We start from the raw sequence: 18,773 nt of genomic DNA on the forward strand, positions 1-18,773 counted from the left end.
TGTGTTAGGCACGGTTAAGTGCTGGCACGCAGGTCTGATGAATTGGTTGTGTGCCGCATACTACATGCCTGGCTGCGTGACGTATCTGGACTGGGCGACGTATTTGGAATAGGCGGTTGCCGTGGTGTTTTGCGAGTTAAACGCGTACCGGAACGCAGTGGGTTAGGGATCGTATGGTGAAACTCGCCTGCACGTTGCCCGCTTAGTTTTTTCTTAATCAGTGATTCTGCTTGGATATAAGGCGCATCCAAAGGTATTGCCGAAATTCGGGCTTGAGGGGTATGACCTTCCTCCGCATAGGCGGTAAGTTGCGCATCAACAATTTGCCAAAATTTATTCTCAGAAAAGCCATATTCCACACTCAATAAATGGCTAACTTCTGTGAGATTAAATACAAACAGTGTATCGACAATTAGCTCTCGCAGGGCTTCGACCGAATCCATCCAAAAATACTGATTGTCCGGTGCAGGATGGCCTGATTTTGTTGTGTAATCTGAGTGTAGATTGGCGAAGTCCGGTATTAGTGATGGCTCAGCAAGGTAGTCTTTCTGATATTCCAGGCTTTCGTGAAAATCACGCAGTACCACTTTTTCGGGCCAGCCATTTCTATGCAATAACACCATATTTTGGCCGTGAGCCTCCAGCGCAATACCGTGATGTACCAGCAGGTGCCAGACGGGGATCAATGTCACATCGATTAGACGGCGAACCCAAGCATCAATACCGAACTCATTGACCCACAGATCAACAAAGGGCTTCTCGTCCAGTTCTTTGGTCATCAGCGCGGGAAAAGGCACTGCGCTCAGCGCGTCCGGGGTTTCGTGCGTTAAGCTCTTTCGGAAGATAACCGCAAGCTGGCCTTCAATTTTGCTTGCCCATGCCGGGTCGGACACCCACTCTTTTGCTTTGTTTTCGTCCAAAACAATGCCTGCGTACTCATCCAGTAAGCCCAGGTGTTGTCGGTCTTGAATGAACCTATCGTGTTGTATGAGTGTATTTAACCACTGGCTGATGAAGGGTGCTGTACATACCGAGTGGGGTTCAATGGTTCTTAGGGACGAGGAGTTCACCATATTCATCGGCAGCTTGATGTTAGGTTTGTCGGGGTGGGTGACGTTGACTAATGTGCGCACCGAGATAGTGGCCTGATAATAATCGCCAGCAGGCCCTAGATGAATAATTTTATCTTGCTCCATTAGTTCGCCTAACAACGATTGACCAATCGACTTCCATTGCCAGGGGTGAATGGGCATTAAGTTAAAACGATTCGGCTGATAGGCGGTTTCAGCTGACCCCAGGAACAGTCGTAGTTCCAGTTCGACCAACGTTTCAGCACCTAATTCGGCCAGCCAGAAGTCGCGGTTTTTTTGCGGTAGGGCTTGCTGCAACAGGCTATGGTCAATGGCGAGCCAATGGAGCTGGAATGAATTCCCGGATTCTGGCCCGTATAAGGCGTGATCTTCAAGGCTAAAGCCTGTTCTGGCTTTAAAGCAAGGGTGATAGGGGTGGCCCTCGTCCAATGCGGATTCCAGCTCCAGATAGGATAACGCCCTTCGGGAGGAGGGCTTCAGCAGGTGTTGTTGATTCCACTGGCATAGTTTAATGGTCTGCTGAAGTTCATTGTTGAGCGTTTCTTTGATCGCGTTGTTGGCCGGTAAGTCATCAATTAGCTGCTGTAGTGTAACTTCTGTTTGTTCTGGCCCTTGCTGATAACAGATACTTCCCGCTACCAGTCGGACGCGCCCGAAGCTGGCTATAGTTCCTCGTGCCTGGTACGAGACCTGATTCATAACGAAGTTGAACGTGCCTTGCGCGTACTGGTAGTCGACAACCTGTTCAAATAAAAGCGCTTCTATCAATTGGCGACAGACGCGCTGTTCGAATGGTTCTGGTTTTGTTTCAGTGGCTTTTTTATGCGGGTTCAAGGTGAACCTCACGACTTTTAGATATATGGGTATTAACTCTCGGGCTGGAAGCAAAACCAAGCAGAGGGTTGCTGATGGAGGTATAAACGGCTAACTCCAGCTCCGCCTGAAGTTCATCAACATCATCGATGCGTGTCAGTAAATTACCTTTGCAGGGAATCTCTCTGCGATTGAGAATGGACGTAACCAAGCTAACCCCGACGCCTTTTAGGCTAGGTTGTAGCTGCTGCAATTTGTTACTGGTGACTTTTAGCAGTTGCGCTTCGTTGATCAGGTCGTCGATGCCAAACCGGTTGATGATGGAGAATAGCTGGTTTACAACGAGATAGTAGGTGAAGCGGTCGCAGATCATTTCATCGGTATAGAAAAGATCTTCCGTGTCCTGCACCTTGGGTTCGAGAGCAATAAGTGATTGCCGATGGCTTTCTGATAGATAAAACCCCTGGTTATCCCGATAAAAGTATTGGCTTGGGTAACCCTCGGTGACATCCAGTAAACTATTTTGCTGATGGGCTTCCAGAGCAATACCATGCTGGTCGTATAACCGAATGGCTGGCTCAATGGCGCAGTCCCAATAACGGTCAAACCATTCCAGGCTGACGGCCTCGGTCGTGCGTTGTTCATCTTGGGTCAGCTTCATTATTACCTTTGCCAGCCGTGATGGTGTCTGCTCATCTATCGGGTTTTGAGTGATGGCGGCAATAGAGTGGACGCTAGGCTCTCTGCTACTTGGGTCGTCATTTTTTTTACGCTTGAAAGGGTTGTCCCGAATGATGACTTCAAAACCGCTCTGCTCAACGTTGGGTAGTTCGAGTGAAATATAGGCCGGGTCGTTTATGGTCTGAAAGGTTGGATAACGCTTGGAAAACTCAGTCAGCCGAAGCAAATTGGCAACAACCACGCCCGCTTCGAGTTCGTGATGCATGTTGATTCGAAGTGAGTTGGTTACTTTAACAGGAATGGATAACTTGAACATCTGGTTGCTATCTTCACTGTAGACGGTCCTGACCGAGGATGTTGGTGTGTAAAGAGGGCCAAGGGGGCCAATGTCTGACAATTGGTTGTTTTCGATTAATTGGATGATGTAATCCTGATGCAATAACCATTGCGCTTGAAGGGGGTGAACGGGAAGCAGTACTTGCTGATCATTCAACTCAGGTGTTGTCTCATTTAGGTTGCTTAAAATAATCTGTTCAGCGCTTTGCCCAAGAATTGAACGCTGTTTAACCAACGAACGCTGGGCCGCAAAATAGTGCAACTGAAATTGACCACACATCTCAGGTGTATAATCTTGATGTTGCCACTCATGAATGCCTTGACGACTTTTGGGTGTCGGGTGCAACCAATGACCAAACAGCAGCGACTGTTCGGAGTCAATGAAGCGTTCGCTATTCAGTGAGTTATCATCGGCTCGACTCTCCAGATATCTAGTCATGACCTGGTGGCTCTCAATTATTCTTGCCATCAACTCCAGTTGGTTGGTTTTTAACGCATCTTGCAGGTGAACTTGTTGATTTCGGTATTCTGTAGCACCGTAGATTTCATTCACCAATAGCATCAGTACTGAAAAGTATTCAACCGATTGCCAGCTTAGTTGATGGTTTGGCTGCTGATAGATGCGGGTTAGTGTGTGACGACCCACCAAAGAACGGTAACCGACACCAACGGCCAAGGTCAGTTGTTGAGAGGGGAGTTGTAGCTCTATAACATAGCTTTCACCTTCATTGAAAGAAAGACCTGTTAGGTTCGACCAATGCTGTGCTGAATGCCAAACGCCTGAATCCAGCTCCCTGAGATAACAATTCATAAACGCTTGAAAAGAAGCGCTGTCAGCGATTTGTTGTGCGGACCGACTCATATCATTCCTATTTGTAATTTTCTTAAGATTCCAGTGGCGCCAAAGTGTTCTCGTGCAGAGAATGTCAATAACCAGAATATGAAACAAATATAATGAGAATGATTATCATTAGCAAAGATATTTACATTTGTTACTTAGAGAGGGTTTTGAAACAGCTCAGGGGTGAAGCAGCGGCAAGACAAAAGCTAAAGTTAATGCCACGTAGGGCTCATCATGCAGGAGGTGAGTCACGGTCAGCCCAGAAGGTGCGTGGGTCAGTTGAGTTACGTTGGCATACGCTGTATTGGTATTTGCAGTAAGTGTGCAAGGTTTTCTTAGATCATTTGCCTCTTCATGCCGAGGCTTTGATCACCAACTTGGTTGGGCGGTAATACACACAAAGCGCGACGGCAAAAAAGAAGGTCGTCCACTCGGCCAGGGGGAGGGCGATCAGGAAAGGTTGTTCGGGGAGTAACAGGTAAAAGGCTGCCAGCAACCCCGCTGGTAAAAAGAGGCTGCGTGATAGAGCGACGGCAGTGGAAGGGATTGGTTGATGCATGGCAGTTAGATAGCATGACAGCATGACATTAACGCCATTGACCAGAAATAGTGGCCAGATTACCGAAATAAGCTCAGCTGAAATATTGGCCACTTGTTTTGAGTTATCGTCCAGAAATAGCTGGATGATCGCCTCTTGCCAGAACAGTAAAATACTGATCAACACCAGGCCGATAGCAGACACCGAGACGATAGACGTTAAAAAGAAATGTCGGATACGGAGGCTGTTTTTTGCCCCAAAGTTTTGGCTGACCAACAGGTGAAGGGCGTCTGCAACGCCGTAAGAGAGCATCAGGCTAAGAAATATCAGGAAATTGACGACGGTAAAGGCGGCAACCCCGTCGACGCCCAAACGGGAGATCAGCAACCAATTTAACAAGAATATGATCAGCCCGCCTGAGATCTCATTGACAAACTCTGATAAACCATTGAATGAGGCTTTCGCCATTTCCAGCCATTCAGTTTGTTTGAATGAAAAGCTAAGCGTCTTGTCATCACTTATAAAGTAGAGCAGCAAAATCAGCAGTTGGATAATTTGAGCGATAGCCGTGGCATAGGCCGCACCTTTTAATCCCATCTCTAAATAGCCGATGAAAAGTGCGTCGAGAGCAATGTTAATCAGGGCTCCAGTCACCAATGCGATGGTGGCGATGACAGGGTGCCCATCTGCACGAACGAAGTAATAAAGAGTCATCGTGACTAACTGAATAATAAGCACGAAGGTGATGATCTGGAAATACTCGGCCATCAATGGGTACAGGTTTTCCGGCGCACCTAATGCCCAGTAAAGAGTGTTATCGAATACAAAACCTAAAACGGCCGCAATGAATGAGAACCCCAGCGTAGCAATCAATGATTTGCTGAATATGGAAGAGGCTGCGGAGATATTGTTTTCACCAATATAAGTTCCTGCGCGAACAGAACCGCCAATGGCGATCATTAATGCAATGCCGAACAATAGTGTGAAATATGGGATAAGCAACGTAATCGACGCCAACGCCTCAGAGCCAACAAAGTTGCCCACGAACGCCCCGTCGACCAAATTTGCTGTGGTGATGGCGACCAGCCCGATTATGGAGGGCACGACGTAATAGAAGAAAGTAGGGATAATCGAACCACTCAGAACGGGGTTTGCCTTCGTTTTTTCATTCATTGCGTAATCGTTCCAAATAGATCATGAGCCATTTAATGCGCGGGCAGTGTTTAATTCAGGTTCGTGTCTAATTCCGGTTCGTGTTTAGTTCGGGGGCGTTTTCATTTTGTGGATAGTATCTGTTGCTAATACCCTGATCAATAACCCTTTACACTTGTGACATTTCACTGCTGGCGTGGATGGTAGCATAAAGAAACTCTAAATGTATTGATAATCATTATCATTCGTATTACCGTGCGCACTATAAATTACTTTTCCACTTTCGTCCGCTGGTACGCGACTTGCGCTTTCCAATCTTTAAGAGGTAGTGGACGCAACACATTTTCGACAGGTAACCCTATAAAAGGCTTTGGTATGACCACTATGGATTCTGCGCGCATATTAATCATAGAAGATGATGTGACCTTAAATGATCAGTTGGCAGATTTGTTGCGAGGTCGTGGTTTTAATATCACCCAATGCAGGGATGGTGAGCAGGGGCTAATGGCAGCAATTAAAGACAAGTTCGAATTGATTTTACTGGACGTGTTGTTGCCAACCATGGACGGGTTTTCTGTGCTAAAGAACTTGCGTAAATCCCGGCAGACGCCCGTTATGATGCTGACTGCCTGCGGCGCAGAGGAAGACCGGATTAGAGGGTATAGCAGTGGCGCAGATGATTACTTGCCAAAGCCCTTTAACTTCACCGAGCTTGGTTTGCGGATTGATGCGTTGTTACGCCGCTCTTTCGGGCTAGGGGATCGCCGCAACCAAAGTACCGAAATTCTGGTGGATGGTTTAAGGCTGAACCGTCTTAGGCAAACGGTTTCTTTCGATGGGCAACCTATCACACTAACCCCTATACAGTTCAAGCTGTTATGGGTATTGGTCGATAGCCAAAATGATGTGCTCACCAAGCCGTATCTGTATCAATTAGTACTGGAGCGCGAGTTCAGTAAGTACGACCGTAGTTTGGATATGCATTTGAGCCGGGTGCGACGCAAGCTCGTTGATGCCGGTATGGCAGCTGATCGGCTTTCGACTGTTCACGGCAAAGGTTACTGCTTTGCATGAATAAGCGTCTGCTTTGGAAGCTTTGCTACACCATTGCCGCAGGTACTGTCCTTTTGTTCTGGGCTATAGATGTTTTAACCCAGCGCACTGAACAGCGTATGAGTTTTATTGATGTGGTATATCAACAAGAACTGACGTTAATGGGGCAAGAAGCTGAGCGGATTTACACGCAGCAAGGCGAAGACGCACTGGCTGTTTGGTTAGAGGCGCTGCAAAAGCGCGAGAATACCTGGGCGGCAGTAGTGACGTCTCAAATTAACCCATTGGCTAATGGGCATCTATCAGAACAGTTTCTGCAAGGGTTTCGCTTGGGACGAAGTGTCACCTGGAAAATACACCTATATTTTAAAGAAAATCCGATCATGGACTTAACGTTTTCGGATGGACATACCCACTTTTTAATTCAGTTGCCCCAGCGAATGCGGCCGGGTGCTTATCTGCAATACACTCAAAATTTACTGCAATTTGGTTTGCCGATGGTGTTGCTGATCGTTATGAGTATTGTGCTTTACCGGCATGTAATGAAGCCTTTGAGGCAGCTAGAGAAAGCGACACGCCAGTTTAGCGAAGGCCAATATGATGTCAGAGTGAAAGCGTGCCTGGGTGGACGCAATGATGAGTTGGCAGCACTTGCTGCAACGTTCGACCGAATGGCCGCGCGCACCGGAAAATTAATTATCAGGCAGCGACAGCTCATTGCTGATCTTTCTCACGAACTGAGAACGCCGTTGGCCAGAATTGATATGGCTGTGGATTGCCTTGAGCACAACATTAAACCGGATAAGTCATTAGCGCGACTTAAACGAGAATCCGAAAATATGCGCGGCCTGGTTGATGATACGTTAACACTTGCGTGGCTTGAAAATGAAAAACCCCGTTTAAACGAGGAGGAGGTGGATTTAGTTGAGCTGTTAGAAATTATTACCAGTGACGCTCGCTTTGAATACCCGGATCGCATTCTCAAGACTACGTTTCCATCATCCGCATTGTTGGCGCACAGCAGTCATAGAGCCCTGGGGCAGGCGTTTGAAAATGTTATTCGCAACGCTCTGCGATATACCCCAGAAGGGGGGACGGTCAGTGTGACGATTGAGGGCTATGAGGCGGGTTTTGAGATATTAGTTAAGGATGAGGGGCCTGGTGTCCCCGAACAGTATATTCGAGATATCTTCAAACCATTTTTTCGGGTAGAGAAATCGCGTAATGATGCGGCTAACGAGATAGCCCGTGATAACGCAGCGCCTAAAAACATGGTCCTCGAAGATGGTCATTCCCAAACTAAACAAACCTGGAACGGCGGTTGTGGTTTGGGGCTTGCGTTGGCCAGACGCCAACTGGAAGCGGTAGGCGGATGCATAAAAGCGGCGAATCATGCATCGATCGGCTTAGAGATGCGGATTACTTTGCCAGCCTGATAGGCTGCTACGAACCTGTAGAAACTTATTTGAAATAGTAACAGTTGTAAAAATGATTCACTCTTCAGAAATTTTGTTGATAATTCCTCGCAATTGATAATTATTCTCATTAATGAGGTTTGATATGAGCAAGAAAGCCCCTCTTAAAAAACAACACCGTTATACGTTGCTTGCCGCAGCGGTTTCGGCGGCTATTTCGAGTAATGCTGCATTTGCCGCTCCACAAGAAGGAGAAGAGCAGCGAGAGCTAGATATGATTGAGGTAAAAGGTCAGGCGACTGGCGGGATTGATATCCTTATTACCGATGAAGAATTAGACAAGCTACAGGCAAACGATTTGTCAGAGGTCTTTCAGTTAGACCCGCAGGTAAGTGCCGGTGGATCAGTAGGGATGGGGCAAAAAATTTATGTGCGTAATATCGGTGAAGATGCGTTAAATATCTCTGTTGACGGCGCAGAACAAGCAGGTGCGGTATTCCACCACTCTGGGCGGATAGCGATTGAGCCTGACCTCTTGAAGCAGGTAGAAGTAGAGGCCGGAGCAGGCAGTGCGACGGCAGGCCCTGGAGCTTTGGGTGGTTCGATTCGTTTTACCACAAAAGACCCAAGCGATTTACTTGAGCCTGGCGAAACCGCCGGCGCATTGATTAAAGGAACGTATTACAGCAATACTGAAGGTTACAAAACAACTACATCGGTGTTTGGGCGTGATAAGTCGGATACGTTGAGCGTATTGGCCAGCTTTGTTCGGTCTGAACACGATGATGCAGAAGACGGCAATGGCGATGATATTATCGGCTCTGAATCAAACCAAAAAATGGGTTACGCAAAAATCGTCGCAAATCTGACAGATGAGCAAAAATTGTCTGTTAGCTATGAAAAACTCAATGAAGAGGGCGATATCCTCTATAAGCCAGAGCTTGTCGCAAGCCCTCGTAATGTGCCTGAACCAACCGAAGGGACGAGAGATACTGCTATCTTGAATTATGGGTTCGACTCAAACAGCAATGATTTGGTCGATGTTGCTGTGACAATCTATCAAACCAAAAACGAGCAGGAGCGTGAGTTTCGGGGAACCTCATATGATGGCGCGGTGGAAACATATGGTGGCACCATTCAAAATACGTCACTTATCGGCGACTCAAAGTTAATTTATGGTGTTAACTATCGGGATGATAAGAGTTATCTAAATGATGTTGATTTTCCTAATCCATACTTTGAAGAGACAGGCTCTGTAAAAGGCATCTATCTACAGGATACCCATGACCTGACCGATAAGTTGACGATATCTGCTGGTGTACGATTCGATGACTACGAGTTAGACGATGTTAACGGTCAGAGTTTTGACGACAGCGGCTTTAGCCCAAATATCAGCGCGAACTACGACATTAACCATGAATGGAGTGTGAGTGCGGGTTATGCAGAGGCATTGCGCGGCCCTGAGGTGAAGGACTCGTTTAAGCTTTCTTCTTCATCCAACGCAGCAGACCTTGAAGCAGAAAAAGCAAAGAACTATGAAATAGGTTTGGATTTTAATCGAGGCGGATTTAGCCTGGCTGCAGGTGGCTACCTGTCAGAAATTGAAAAACCAATCGGTGGCACCCTGCCATGGTCTCGTGTCAGTGAAAACCTCGATAACGACATAGAGACATTGGGCTACTACGTCAGGGCTGATTATGTTTATGACCGCCTGCGTGTAACAGCCAGCTTTAACAGTGCCAAAACCGAAGCGGGTGGTTACGAAACGACGCGTTATATCTACGGTTCTACCGCCACGTCAAAAGGCGACACATTGGTTACTGATATTTCTTATGAGTTCACACAAGACTTTATGCTGGGTTGGACAGCAGAGTATGTGAAGGGAATACATGATATCGACATTAATTTGAATGATGATGCGGGCCAACCATTGAAGCCAAGCAAGCCCGGCTACGGTATTCATGATGTATACGCCCGTTGGTTGCCTACCAGCGATGAAAACCTTTCTTTGACGTTGACGGTGAAAAACCTGTTCGACAAGCAGTATCTGGATCACTCGAGCGTTGAAGACCTTACTGCCGGTTCGGGATATGAGAATATTGTCGGTTCACCGGAACCAGGTCGAGATATTCGTATCACAGCGGCCTTGCGTATCTAGTGGGTCGGCTCTGTAATAGGGTAGTCGTTCTTAAACGGGGATACAGCAAAAACTCATAGCGGGTGGCTGTATTCTACGGGCTAGGGGCTCCGGTCAATGATTAAACAGTGTTTTCAGGAGCTCAGAACGTCGAACAAGGATTGTTCTACCCGTAAATTTTCCTCTAAGTAGCTCAAGCGCGTGAAAAAGACCGTTTAAAACGGCAGTCGCGCCTGAGAACCAATTTGGCAATTATCCAGATGAGTAGATCAACAATGAGAGTGATGAAACGCTTAATAACAACCGCACCCTGGTTGATGAGTGTGGTGGGATGGTTAATTACATCGTCAGTTTCCGCACAAAGTACGATGGTAAAAGTAACTGATTTAGCGGGGCGAGAGGTACAAGTTTCAAGCCGGGTTGAAAGAATTATTTTGGGTGAGAGCCGCTATATACCGGCACTGGCGATTTTAGATAAAGAGCAGCCGTTAAAGAGAATAGTGGGGATGTTGGCAGATTTTAAACAGACAGACCCAGGAAGCTACCAGCAATATCGTAGCAAGTTCCCGGAGATTGAAAACATTCCGCAAGTAGGCCATGCCTCTGCGGACAGTTTCAGTGTTGAGCGTGTGCTATCACTCAAGGCGGACGTAGCGATTTTCGGGTTGGGAGGGCATGGCCCCACCTCAAGAAATGCGGAGCTGATTGAGCAGTTGGAGCGTGCCGGGGTCGCAGTGATATTTGTCGATTTCCGCCAGAACCCTTTGGTCAATACAGTTAAGAGCATAGAGTTGTTAGGGAAGGTCTTGGGGCGTGAAAAAAGAGCGAATGAGTATGTTGAATTTTACCAGGAACAACTGGCAAGGGTAGAAAACAGGTTGGCGAAAATTCGTGCTGGTGGGGCATTAAAAGCCCCAAGTGTGTTTCTTCACAGTAGAGTGGGGTTGCAGGATTTATGCTGTGAAACCATGGTACATGGAATGATGGCTTCATTTGTTGATGCCAGCCAGGGTGAGAACGTTGCGAGAGATATTGTACCGGGCGCAGCAGGCGTGATGAATCTTGAGTATTTGTTGACTAACCAGCCAGATATCTACATCGCAACGGCAGTGGGCTCGTCACAAGGGTCGAAAGAAAGGGCTGCATCAGGTGATGAAAACCAGCCTTTGTATATTGTATTAGGTGCAGGCGTGGATGAGGTTATGGCAAAAGCGTCGTTTGAAGATGCGCTTAAAGACGCCGGTGTGATGGAACTAAACGCGATAAAATCCCGAAAAGCGTATGCAGTTTGGCATCACTTTTATAATACGCCGTTGAATGTGGTCGCTGTACAGGTATTCGCTAAGTGGATGTACCCGAATGAGTTTGCAGACATGGAACCAAAACAAACAATGCAAACCCTGTTTGATCGTTTTCAGCCTGTGCCGTTGAATGGCACATATTGGGTTAGCTTATGAATATTGTGGGGAGCGGGTTATGTCAGAAATAATTCGGCCTGAAACGATCAGAGTAGAAAGTGGCACTGGTAAAAACGGTGGTCCGGTGCTGGCAGCGGACTATCGACGATTTGTATGGAAGCGTAGCGCGCTATTAATAGTGATGGCTCTCGCGCTTTTGCTCTCCTTGTTGTGGGATGTGTCGACCGGGCCAGCACAGTTGGGGTTGCTTGATGTGTTTTCTGGCCTTGCACAACCAGATCAGCTGGATGCCAGCACTCGAGTGATTATATGGGATGTGCGCTTGCCCTATGCATTAATGGCTCTCGTCGTAGGCGCTTGCCTGGGGTTAGCCGGTGCTGAAATGCAGACGGTACTCAATAACCCGTTGGCCAGCCCGTTTACGCTCGGAGTAGGGGCTGCGGCGACACTAGGTGCGTCTCTGACAATTGTTTGGGATTTCACTTGGCTAGGATTAAGTTTTACCTATTTGCTGCCGCTATCAGCATTTGTGTTTGCCACGGGAGCGTCGTTGCTTATTTTGTTTTTGTCCAGAAATCTGGGGGCCAGTGTACATACCGTGGTGCTGTTCGGTATTGCGCTTATGTTTGGTCTTAACGCGGTAGTGGGTCTATTGCAGTTTGTTGCTGACAGTAGCGCGCTTCAGCAAATAGTGTTCTGGACGATGGGAAGCCTGGCACGGGCCAGCATGGAAAAAGTGGCTATAGTATTTGCAGTGTTTGTTATTTGTGCCATCTGGTCAACGGTACACCTGTGGTCGTTAACGGCGCTACGCAGCGGTGAAGATCAGGCCCGAAGTATCGGCGTTAATGTTGAGCGTGTCCGTTTGGTGGTGCTGCTGAGAGTTAGCCTGTTGACGGCAGTGGCTTTGGCATTTGTGGGTGAAATTGGTTTTATCGGCTTGGTTGGTCCGCACATTGCCAGAATGGTGTTAGGTGAAGATCACCGCTTCTTCTTACCGGGAAGTGCATTGGCTGGTGCAATTTTGCTGTCGCTGTCTTCTATAGCAAGCAAAGCACTTATTTCGGGTATTATTCTGCCGGTGGGAATAGTCACGGCTCTGGTCGGTATTCCATTGTTTATCAGTTTGATCATGGCGCGTGGCAAGGAGTACAGCTAATGGCATTACGTATTCAAAATATGAGTGTTGGCTACCGTTCTCGCCGAGTCATTAGTGGTATTAATTTACCGGAGATATCCTCGGGGTCTTTGGTCGCAGTAATAGGGCCAAACGCGGTGGGTAAATCTACCTTTCTGAAATCACTGGCAGGCATCAACAAATATTCAGGTGAGGCGCTGCTTAACAATGTAGCCTTATCTGAGTTGCCCCATTCGGCACTTATTCGAGCGCTGGGTTACTTGCCTCAAACACTTCCTCAAGCCACGACGCTGGTCGCTTATGAGTTGGTTTTCAGTGCATGTCGTGCTGTACGAACTGATCTTTCGCAAGCGGAAATAGAGCACTCCATCGATACCGTATTCCAACGTTTGGGTATTGAACATCTTGCGTTGCGTCGGCTGGCTGAAATGTCCGGTGGTCAGCGGCAGATGGTAGGTCTGGCCCAGGTGTTGGTTCGTCAGCCGACGTTGCTGCTATTGGATGAGCCGACCAGTGCTCTCGATTTACATTGGCAGCTAAACGTATTGGAAACTATTCGGCAAGAAGTTACCCATACCGGTGCGATCGGTTTGGTAGCGAGTCATGACTTGAATCTGGCGCTGAGGTTTTGTGATCTGTTACTGATTTTGAACCGGGATGGCGTTTTGGCCTTTGGGGCGCCTCAGGATGTGCTAACCCCGGAAAACCTGCATTTAGCCTACGGTATAGAAGGGCGAGTTGAACAGTGCTCAAAGGGGTATCCTATTGTGTTGGCAGACCGAGCGATTCCAGCCTGAAAAATAATAGGGTGTTAGATAAAAGCGAGGCCATGTAGGTAAAGCTATGACAGCAGATGATAAAGTAAAGCCGTTTTCGTTGATCAGTGCGATGACAAGTGAGCAAAAAGAGAGCAACGAGTTTGAATTGGCCGATGCTGAAACAGGGCTAGGGGAAAATGTCAGAGAAGCTATAATCAATACACCCAAAGCCAGTATGTATTTGCAGAAGATGTGCAGGCACTTTACTCACCGGGTACCTGCCCACTGGAATGCACAGCGAGGCAAAGTGTTCTTTGATATGGGGTGGTGCTTTATGACTGCAACGGAGCAAGAACTAAAGGTGCGCTGTGAAGCTCACTCTGAAGCAGAGCTGGAAGAGATTTTAGAGACGTTAAAGCGGCATTTTGATCGTTTTGCACTAAAAGACCAGTTAGTTTTAAGCTGGCTGTAAATTTGTCAAAAAATTAGTCGACGAGAAACCAAAAAGGTGGAAAAATCCGCTCCCTTGTTTATTGCGTCAGGCTAAAGAGAATATTAAGCGTTAACTTGCGTTGAGTTCTCGTTTTATAGCGTGACCAAACGATTTAGTCTGCATCGGATGATGCCTGTTTTTCTGTTAGTCAGGGTGTAACTATTATGAAATCAAGCCCCTTCGAGCACTGGGATATTGAAACCGCGAAAGAAACGTATGGTACCGAGCGTTGGGGTAATGGTTACTTTGATGTTTCAGAAGAAGGCGAGGTCATTATCATTTGCCCGGTAAACGGGTCGAGTACGGTTAAAGTGCCCCTGATGGATGTGATTGCAGGGATGAAGGATCGCGAGCTTGATATGCCGGTGCTATTGCGCATTGAGAATTTGCTGGATCAAAGTATCAGCAACATTAATGAAGCGTTCCGTGCAGCAATTGCCTCCGCGAAATATCAGAATATCTATCGCGGTGTATTTCCCATTAAGGTCAACCAGCAATGCCATGTAGTGGAAGAGATCGTCCAGTTCGGAAATCGCTACAATCATGGCTTGGAAGCCGGCAGTAAACCTGAACTGATTATAGCGATGGCGTCACTGTCCAGCGATGAAAGTTATATTGTCTGTAATGGCTACAAAGACGAGGAGTTCATTGACCTGGGGTTGCATGCCATTCAACTGGGTTGGAAGTGTTTCTTTGTGGTGGAGACCCCAAGCGAAGTACCTTTGATCATTCGTCGCAGCAAAGCGCTGGGCGTGAAGCCGATGATTGGGGTGAGAGTCAAACTATCCACCAAGGTGGAAGGTCATTGGGAAAATGACAGTGGTGACCGTAGCATCTTTGGTTTAAACAGCTTACAGCTGGTAGAGGTGATTGATCAGCTGAAAGAAGCCGGCATGATTGATTGCCTTGAGATGTTGCACTTCCATCTGGGGTCTCAAATCCCCAGTATTCATAACATTCGCCAAGGGGTGCAGGAAGCCTGCCGCTATTATATCAGTATGATTGCTGAAGGTGCGCCGATGGGCTATTTGGACACCGGCGGCGGGCTCGCGGTGGATTATGACGGCGATCAACATCGTAGTACTCACAGTAAAAACTACACCATGGGTGAGTATTGTGTAGATATTGTTGAAGCGGTGATGCAGACATTAGACCCACTGGGTATCCCTCATCCTGTTCTGATGTCTGAATCTGGTCGTGCCACCGTAGCCTATTCCAGCTTGTTTCTGTTTAATACCTTGGATGTAGCGCACTTTGACCCCGTATTTAAAGTGGAGAGGCCCTCGGAAGGGAGCAATGAAACACTCAAAAACCTGTTTGAGGTGACCGAGCGTTTAAATCCGAAAAACGTTCAGGAGTGCTACAATGATGCAGTGTTCTATCGTGATGAAATTCGTCAGCTGTTTAATCGTGGGCAGGTGAATCTTCGTGTCAGGGCTGAGGCTGAGAATCTATTTCTAAGTATTGTTCAAGAAGTGCAGGCAATTGCGCCGTCGGTCGAGCAATTGCCTGAAGAACTGACAAACTTAAGGGAAGATTTGGCCGATATTTACTATGGTAATTTCAGTGTGTTTCAGTCGTTGCCAGACTCATGGGCGATTGGACAGGTATTTCCAATTATGCCGGTACATCGTTTAAATGAAATGCCGACTCGCGAGGCGATGATTGCAGATTTGACATGTGATTGTGATGGCAAAATTGACAACTTCATTGGTGATCGAAAAACGTTGCCACTGCATCCTTTGAAAAAAGATGAAGAGTATTATTTAGGTGTATTTCTGGTCGGAGCGTACCAGGAAACGCTAAGCGACCTGCATAACTTATTTGGCGACACCAATGTAGTGAGTATTCATATTAATGCAGATGGAAGCTTCGATTTCATGCGAGAGCTGCATGGTGACAGCATTGCTGATGTTTTAAGTTATGTCGAATACGACCCAAAGAGCTTGCGAAATATGTTTCGGAATACAGTAGAGAAAGCGGTGCGGCGGGGGAAAATAAGCGTCTCGACACGACAACAGATTCTAGCAGCATTTTCAGACAGTTTAGGTGGCTATACCTATTACGAAAGTTAACGTATCAATTGATACATAGTGGTTGTTTTAGATTCGCCTCATATTGTTTTTAGAGAGCTTTGCACGACGTTACGAGCGAGGCAAAGACAAGGCAAAAGATGACGAAAAAGCGCACTTTATATGTGATAAGTCCCGGTCGACCTGGGAGAGCGCACAATTTTGAGCCATTTTTTAACGCTGTATTTGTAAGCGCAGTAGTTGTGCAAAACTCTCTTTGAGATAGATGAGTTCACTTATTAAGGAGAAATGTTACGTGGCTAAGGTAATGATCATTGGTGCCGGTGGTGTTGGTGGTGTGGTTGTGCATAAGTGTGCTCAGCTACCTGATGTATTTACAGACATCATTTTGGCCAGTCGCACCGAAGAAAAATGTAAGTTGATTGCACAGCAAGTCGCCGACAAAACGGGTGTAACAGTACGCACCGCACAGGTTGATGCGGACAATGTGCCAGAGCTGACAGCGCTTTTGAAAGAAGAAAAACCATTTATGGTGATCAATGTGGCGCTGCCATATCAAGATCTTCATATCATGGATGCGTGTTTGGAAGCAAGCGTTCATTATTCAGATACAGCGAATTATGAGCCACCAGAAGAGGCCAAATTCGAATACAAATGGCAATGGGCTTATCAGGAAAAGTTCCGCGAGAAAGGTCTGATGGCACTGCTGGGGTCGGGTTTTGACCCGGGTGTCACGAACGTTTACACCGCTTATATGGCCAAGCATCATTTTGATGAAATACATGAACTGGACATTATCGATGTAAATGGCGGTGATCACGGATACCCATTTGCGACCAACTTCAACCCGGAGATTAACATCCGGGAAGTGACTGCTGAATGTCGTCACTGGGAAGACGGCGCGTTTCAGACCACCGATGCGATGTCGAAATCAACTCGCTTTGAGTGTCCGGAAGGCGTTGGAACTTATGATATTTATCGAATGTATCATGAAGAGTTAGAGTCTTTGTCGAAGCATTTTCCGACACTTAAGAAAGGCCAGTTCTGGATGAGCTTCTCTGAAAATTACCTGAAGCACCTTGAAGTGTTAGAGAACATCGGTATGACCTCAATCGAACCTGTGGATTATAATGGTACCGAGGTGATTCCGCTCCAGTTCCTGCGATCAGTCCTTCCAGACCCCGCGAGCCTTGGCCCTCGTACCAAAGGCCGCACATGCATAGGGTGTATTGTTCGTGGTATTAAAGATGGAAAAGAAAAGTTGGTCTATGTGTATAACATCTGTGATCACGAAGCCTGTTATGCTGAGGTAAACTCTCAGGCCATCTCTTATACTACAGGTGTACCTGCGATGATCGGTGCCAAAATGATGATCGAAGGCAAGTGGATGCAAGAAGGCGTATGGAACATCGAGCAGATGGACCCCGACCCATTCATGGAAGACCTGAATAAATATGGTCTGCCTTGGACAGAGGTTGAGCTAGACAAGCACCCATTAGAAAAATAGTACTACCTAGGAATAACACGGTTCAATGAACCGTTGAGTGTAGCCAATAGAGAGCATAGCATTGTGTTCTCTATTGATATGCTTCGGATACTTCACAACCTGCCTTTCGGATGCCTTAAATGCCGACAAACCCTTTCTATAAGTTCGACCCGTATCGTGTACCTTCTCCATGCTTCGTTGTCGACGAAGTTTCGGTTGAAAATAACCTTAAAACACTAAACTACGTCCAAGAGCAAAGCGGTGCCAAAGTGCTGGCTGCCTTGAAAGCCTTTTCGATGTGGAGCCTTGCGCCGCTGGTTAACAAGTATTTATCCGGAACCTGTTCCAGTGGCTTAAATGAGGCTCGGTTAGGAGCTGAAGAGTATGGTGGTGAAGTGCATGTATTTTCTGCCGCCTATACGGAGTCGGATTTAAAAGAGATCCTGCCCATTGCAGACCATGTTGTTTTTAACTCATTTGGCCAATGGCAGCGATTTAAGCCGCTAGTACAAAAAACACAGCAGCAACGCGAAGGTAAACCGGAAGTGGGCCTGCGTATTAACCCTGAACACTCTGAGGGAACTGTTGCAATCTATGACCCCTGTGCGCCCTGTTCGCGGCTGGGTATTCCCTACGCAGAGTTTAAGAAAGCTCAGGCGGAGCAGGGGGATGCTTATCTGGAAGGCGTCAGCGGTCTGCACTTTCACACCTTGTGCGAGCAAGGTTATGAACCATTGGCGCGTACCTTGGCAGCAGTTGAAGAAACCTTTGGTTCTATTATCCCGCAAATGCAGTGGGTGAACTTTGGTGGAGGGCATCATATTTCCGCCGAAGGCTATAACGTAGAAGGGTTGATTAAGCGCATCAAACGCTTTAAGCAGGACTACGACGTTGATGTATATCTGGAGCCAGGTGAAGCCATCGCCATTCATACTGGCGTGTTAGTAACAGAAGTACTCGATATTACGCACAATGTAATGAATCTGGCCATTCTGGATACGTCGGCCACCTGTCATATGCCGGATACATTGGAGATGCCCTACAGACCCGACGTGCTGAATGCAGCTGAGCCAAATGTTTTGCCTCATACCTATCGAGTCGGCGGAATGACGTGTTTGGCGGGTGATGTCATTAATGATTATAGCTTTGCTAACCCGCTCAAAGTGGGTGATCGTATGGTGTTTGATGATATGTCTCACTACACCATGGTTAAGACGACGACCTTTAACGGTATTAACCTGCCAAGCATTGCCATTTGGAATAGCGAAACTGATGCATTGAAAGTGGTTAAACAATTCGGTTATGAGGACTTCAAAGGGCGTCTATCGTAGCTCGAGCAGGTGGTTCTCTCGGTATTCTATTAATAATTGAAAACTATATTGTGCACAAT

At 47.0% G+C, this 18,773-nt stretch carries 13 protein-coding genes; 10 read left to right on the plus strand and 3 right to left on the minus strand.

Annotated elements, in window-relative coordinates; all coding sequences use genetic code 11:
* Positions 1–14: 14 nt before the first annotated feature.
* The 3 genes from MY523_RS06750 to MY523_RS06760 form a co-directional block, all read right to left on the minus strand.
* Entirely contained in the window at positions 15–1,925 is a 1,911-nt protein-coding gene (locus tag MY523_RS06750) for an IucA/IucC family protein (RefSeq protein WP_250658029.1), read from the minus strand.
* Positions 1,912–3,783, minus strand: a complete 1,872-nt coding sequence (locus tag MY523_RS06755) for an IucA/IucC family protein (RefSeq protein ID WP_250658030.1) — start codon at positions 3,781–3,783, stop codon at positions 1,912–1,914. Before MY523_RS06755 ends, MY523_RS06750 begins: the two co-directional genes overlap by 14 nt.
* A 331-nt stretch (positions 3,784–4,114) precedes the next feature.
* Positions 4,115–5,473: an MATE family efflux transporter gene (locus tag MY523_RS06760; RefSeq protein WP_250658031.1), complete on the minus strand. Its 1,359-nt coding sequence runs from the start codon at positions 5,471–5,473 to the stop codon at positions 4,115–4,117.
* Positions 5,474–5,836: 363 nt separating this feature from the next.
* Between MY523_RS06760 and MY523_RS06765 the strand changes: the two genes are divergently transcribed.
* From MY523_RS06765 to nspC, 10 genes are all read left to right on the plus strand, one after another.
* Complete coding sequence (locus MY523_RS06765; protein ID WP_250658786.1) at positions 5,837–6,526, plus strand: response regulator transcription factor; 690 nt, start codon at positions 5,837–5,839, stop codon at positions 6,524–6,526.
* Complete coding sequence (locus MY523_RS06770) at positions 6,523–7,941, plus strand: sensor histidine kinase (protein ID WP_250658032.1); 1,419 nt, start codon at positions 6,523–6,525, stop codon at positions 7,939–7,941. The genes MY523_RS06765 and MY523_RS06770 overlap by 4 nt, the downstream gene beginning before the upstream one ends.
* A gap of 124 nt (positions 7,942–8,065) precedes the next feature.
* Entirely contained in the window at positions 8,066–10,078 is a 2,013-nt protein-coding gene (locus MY523_RS06775; RefSeq protein ID WP_250658033.1) for a TonB-dependent receptor domain-containing protein, read from the plus strand.
* A 263-nt stretch (positions 10,079–10,341) separates the two neighbouring features.
* On the plus strand, positions 10,342–11,514 hold the full coding sequence (locus MY523_RS06780; RefSeq protein WP_250658034.1) for an ABC transporter substrate-binding protein: 1,173 nt from the start codon (positions 10,342–10,344) through the stop codon (positions 11,512–11,514).
* 19 nt (positions 11,515–11,533) lie between these two features.
* Entirely contained in the window at positions 11,534–12,634 is a 1,101-nt protein-coding gene (locus MY523_RS06785; protein ID WP_250658035.1) for a FecCD family ABC transporter permease, read from the plus strand.
* Positions 12,634–13,410: an ABC transporter ATP-binding protein gene (locus MY523_RS06790; protein WP_250658036.1), complete on the plus strand. Its 777-nt coding sequence runs from the start codon at positions 12,634–12,636 to the stop codon at positions 13,408–13,410. The genes MY523_RS06785 and MY523_RS06790 overlap by 1 nt, the downstream gene beginning before the upstream one ends.
* Positions 13,411–13,456: 46 nt before the next feature.
* Positions 13,457–13,843: a DUF2218 domain-containing protein gene (locus MY523_RS06795; protein WP_250658037.1), complete on the plus strand. Its 387-nt coding sequence runs from the start codon at positions 13,457–13,459 to the stop codon at positions 13,841–13,843.
* A 185-nt stretch (positions 13,844–14,028) separates the two neighbouring features.
* Positions 14,029–15,939 carry a biosynthetic arginine decarboxylase gene (gene speA, locus MY523_RS06800; protein ID WP_250658038.1) on the plus strand — a complete coding sequence of 637 codons (1,911 nt, stop codon included), beginning with the start codon at positions 14,029–14,031 and terminating at the stop codon, positions 15,937–15,939.
* A gap of 253 nt (positions 15,940–16,192) precedes the next feature.
* Positions 16,193–17,404, plus strand: a complete 1,212-nt coding sequence (locus tag MY523_RS06805) for a saccharopine dehydrogenase family protein (RefSeq protein WP_250658039.1) — start codon at positions 16,193–16,195, stop codon at positions 17,402–17,404.
* Between the two features lie 119 nt (positions 17,405–17,523).
* Entirely contained in the window at positions 17,524–18,714 is a 1,191-nt protein-coding gene (nspC, locus tag MY523_RS06810; RefSeq protein ID WP_250658040.1) for a carboxynorspermidine decarboxylase, read from the plus strand.
* Positions 18,715–18,773: the final 59 nt, after the last annotated feature.

Origin of the sequence: Alkalimarinus coralli (genome assembly GCF_023650515.1) — a bacterium.
In the GTDB taxonomy this organism is placed as follows: Bacteria; Pseudomonadota; Gammaproteobacteria; order Pseudomonadales; family Oleiphilaceae; genus Alkalimarinus; species Alkalimarinus coralli.

Coding starts and splice junctions, on each gene's coding strand:
- MY523_RS06765 (WP_250658786.1), top strand. CDS start 5,837: ATGGATTCTGCGCGCATATTAATCATAGAAGATGATGTGACCTTAAAT.
- MY523_RS06785 (WP_250658035.1), top strand. CDS start 11,534: ATGTCAGAAATAATTCGGCCTGAAACGATCAGAGTAGAAAGTGGCACT.
- MY523_RS06760 (WP_250658031.1), bottom strand. CDS start 5,473: ATGAATGAAAAAACGAAGGCAAACCCCGTTCTGAGTGGTTCGATTATC.
- MY523_RS06780 (WP_250658034.1), top strand. CDS start 10,342: ATGAAACGCTTAATAACAACCGCACCCTGGTTGATGAGTGTGGTGGGA.
- MY523_RS06770 (WP_250658032.1), top strand. CDS start 6,523: ATGAATAAGCGTCTGCTTTGGAAGCTTTGCTACACCATTGCCGCAGGT.
- MY523_RS06795 (WP_250658037.1), top strand. CDS start 13,457: ATGACAGCAGATGATAAAGTAAAGCCGTTTTCGTTGATCAGTGCGATG.
- nspC (WP_250658040.1), top strand. CDS start 17,524: ATGCCGACAAACCCTTTCTATAAGTTCGACCCGTATCGTGTACCTTCT.
- MY523_RS06755 (WP_250658030.1), bottom strand. CDS start 3,783: ATGAGTCGGTCCGCACAACAAATCGCTGACAGCGCTTCTTTTCAAGCG.
- MY523_RS06775 (WP_250658033.1), top strand. CDS start 8,066: ATGAGCAAGAAAGCCCCTCTTAAAAAACAACACCGTTATACGTTGCTT.
- MY523_RS06790 (WP_250658036.1), top strand. CDS start 12,634: ATGGCATTACGTATTCAAAATATGAGTGTTGGCTACCGTTCTCGCCGA.
- speA (WP_250658038.1), top strand. CDS start 14,029: ATGAAATCAAGCCCCTTCGAGCACTGGGATATTGAAACCGCGAAAGAA.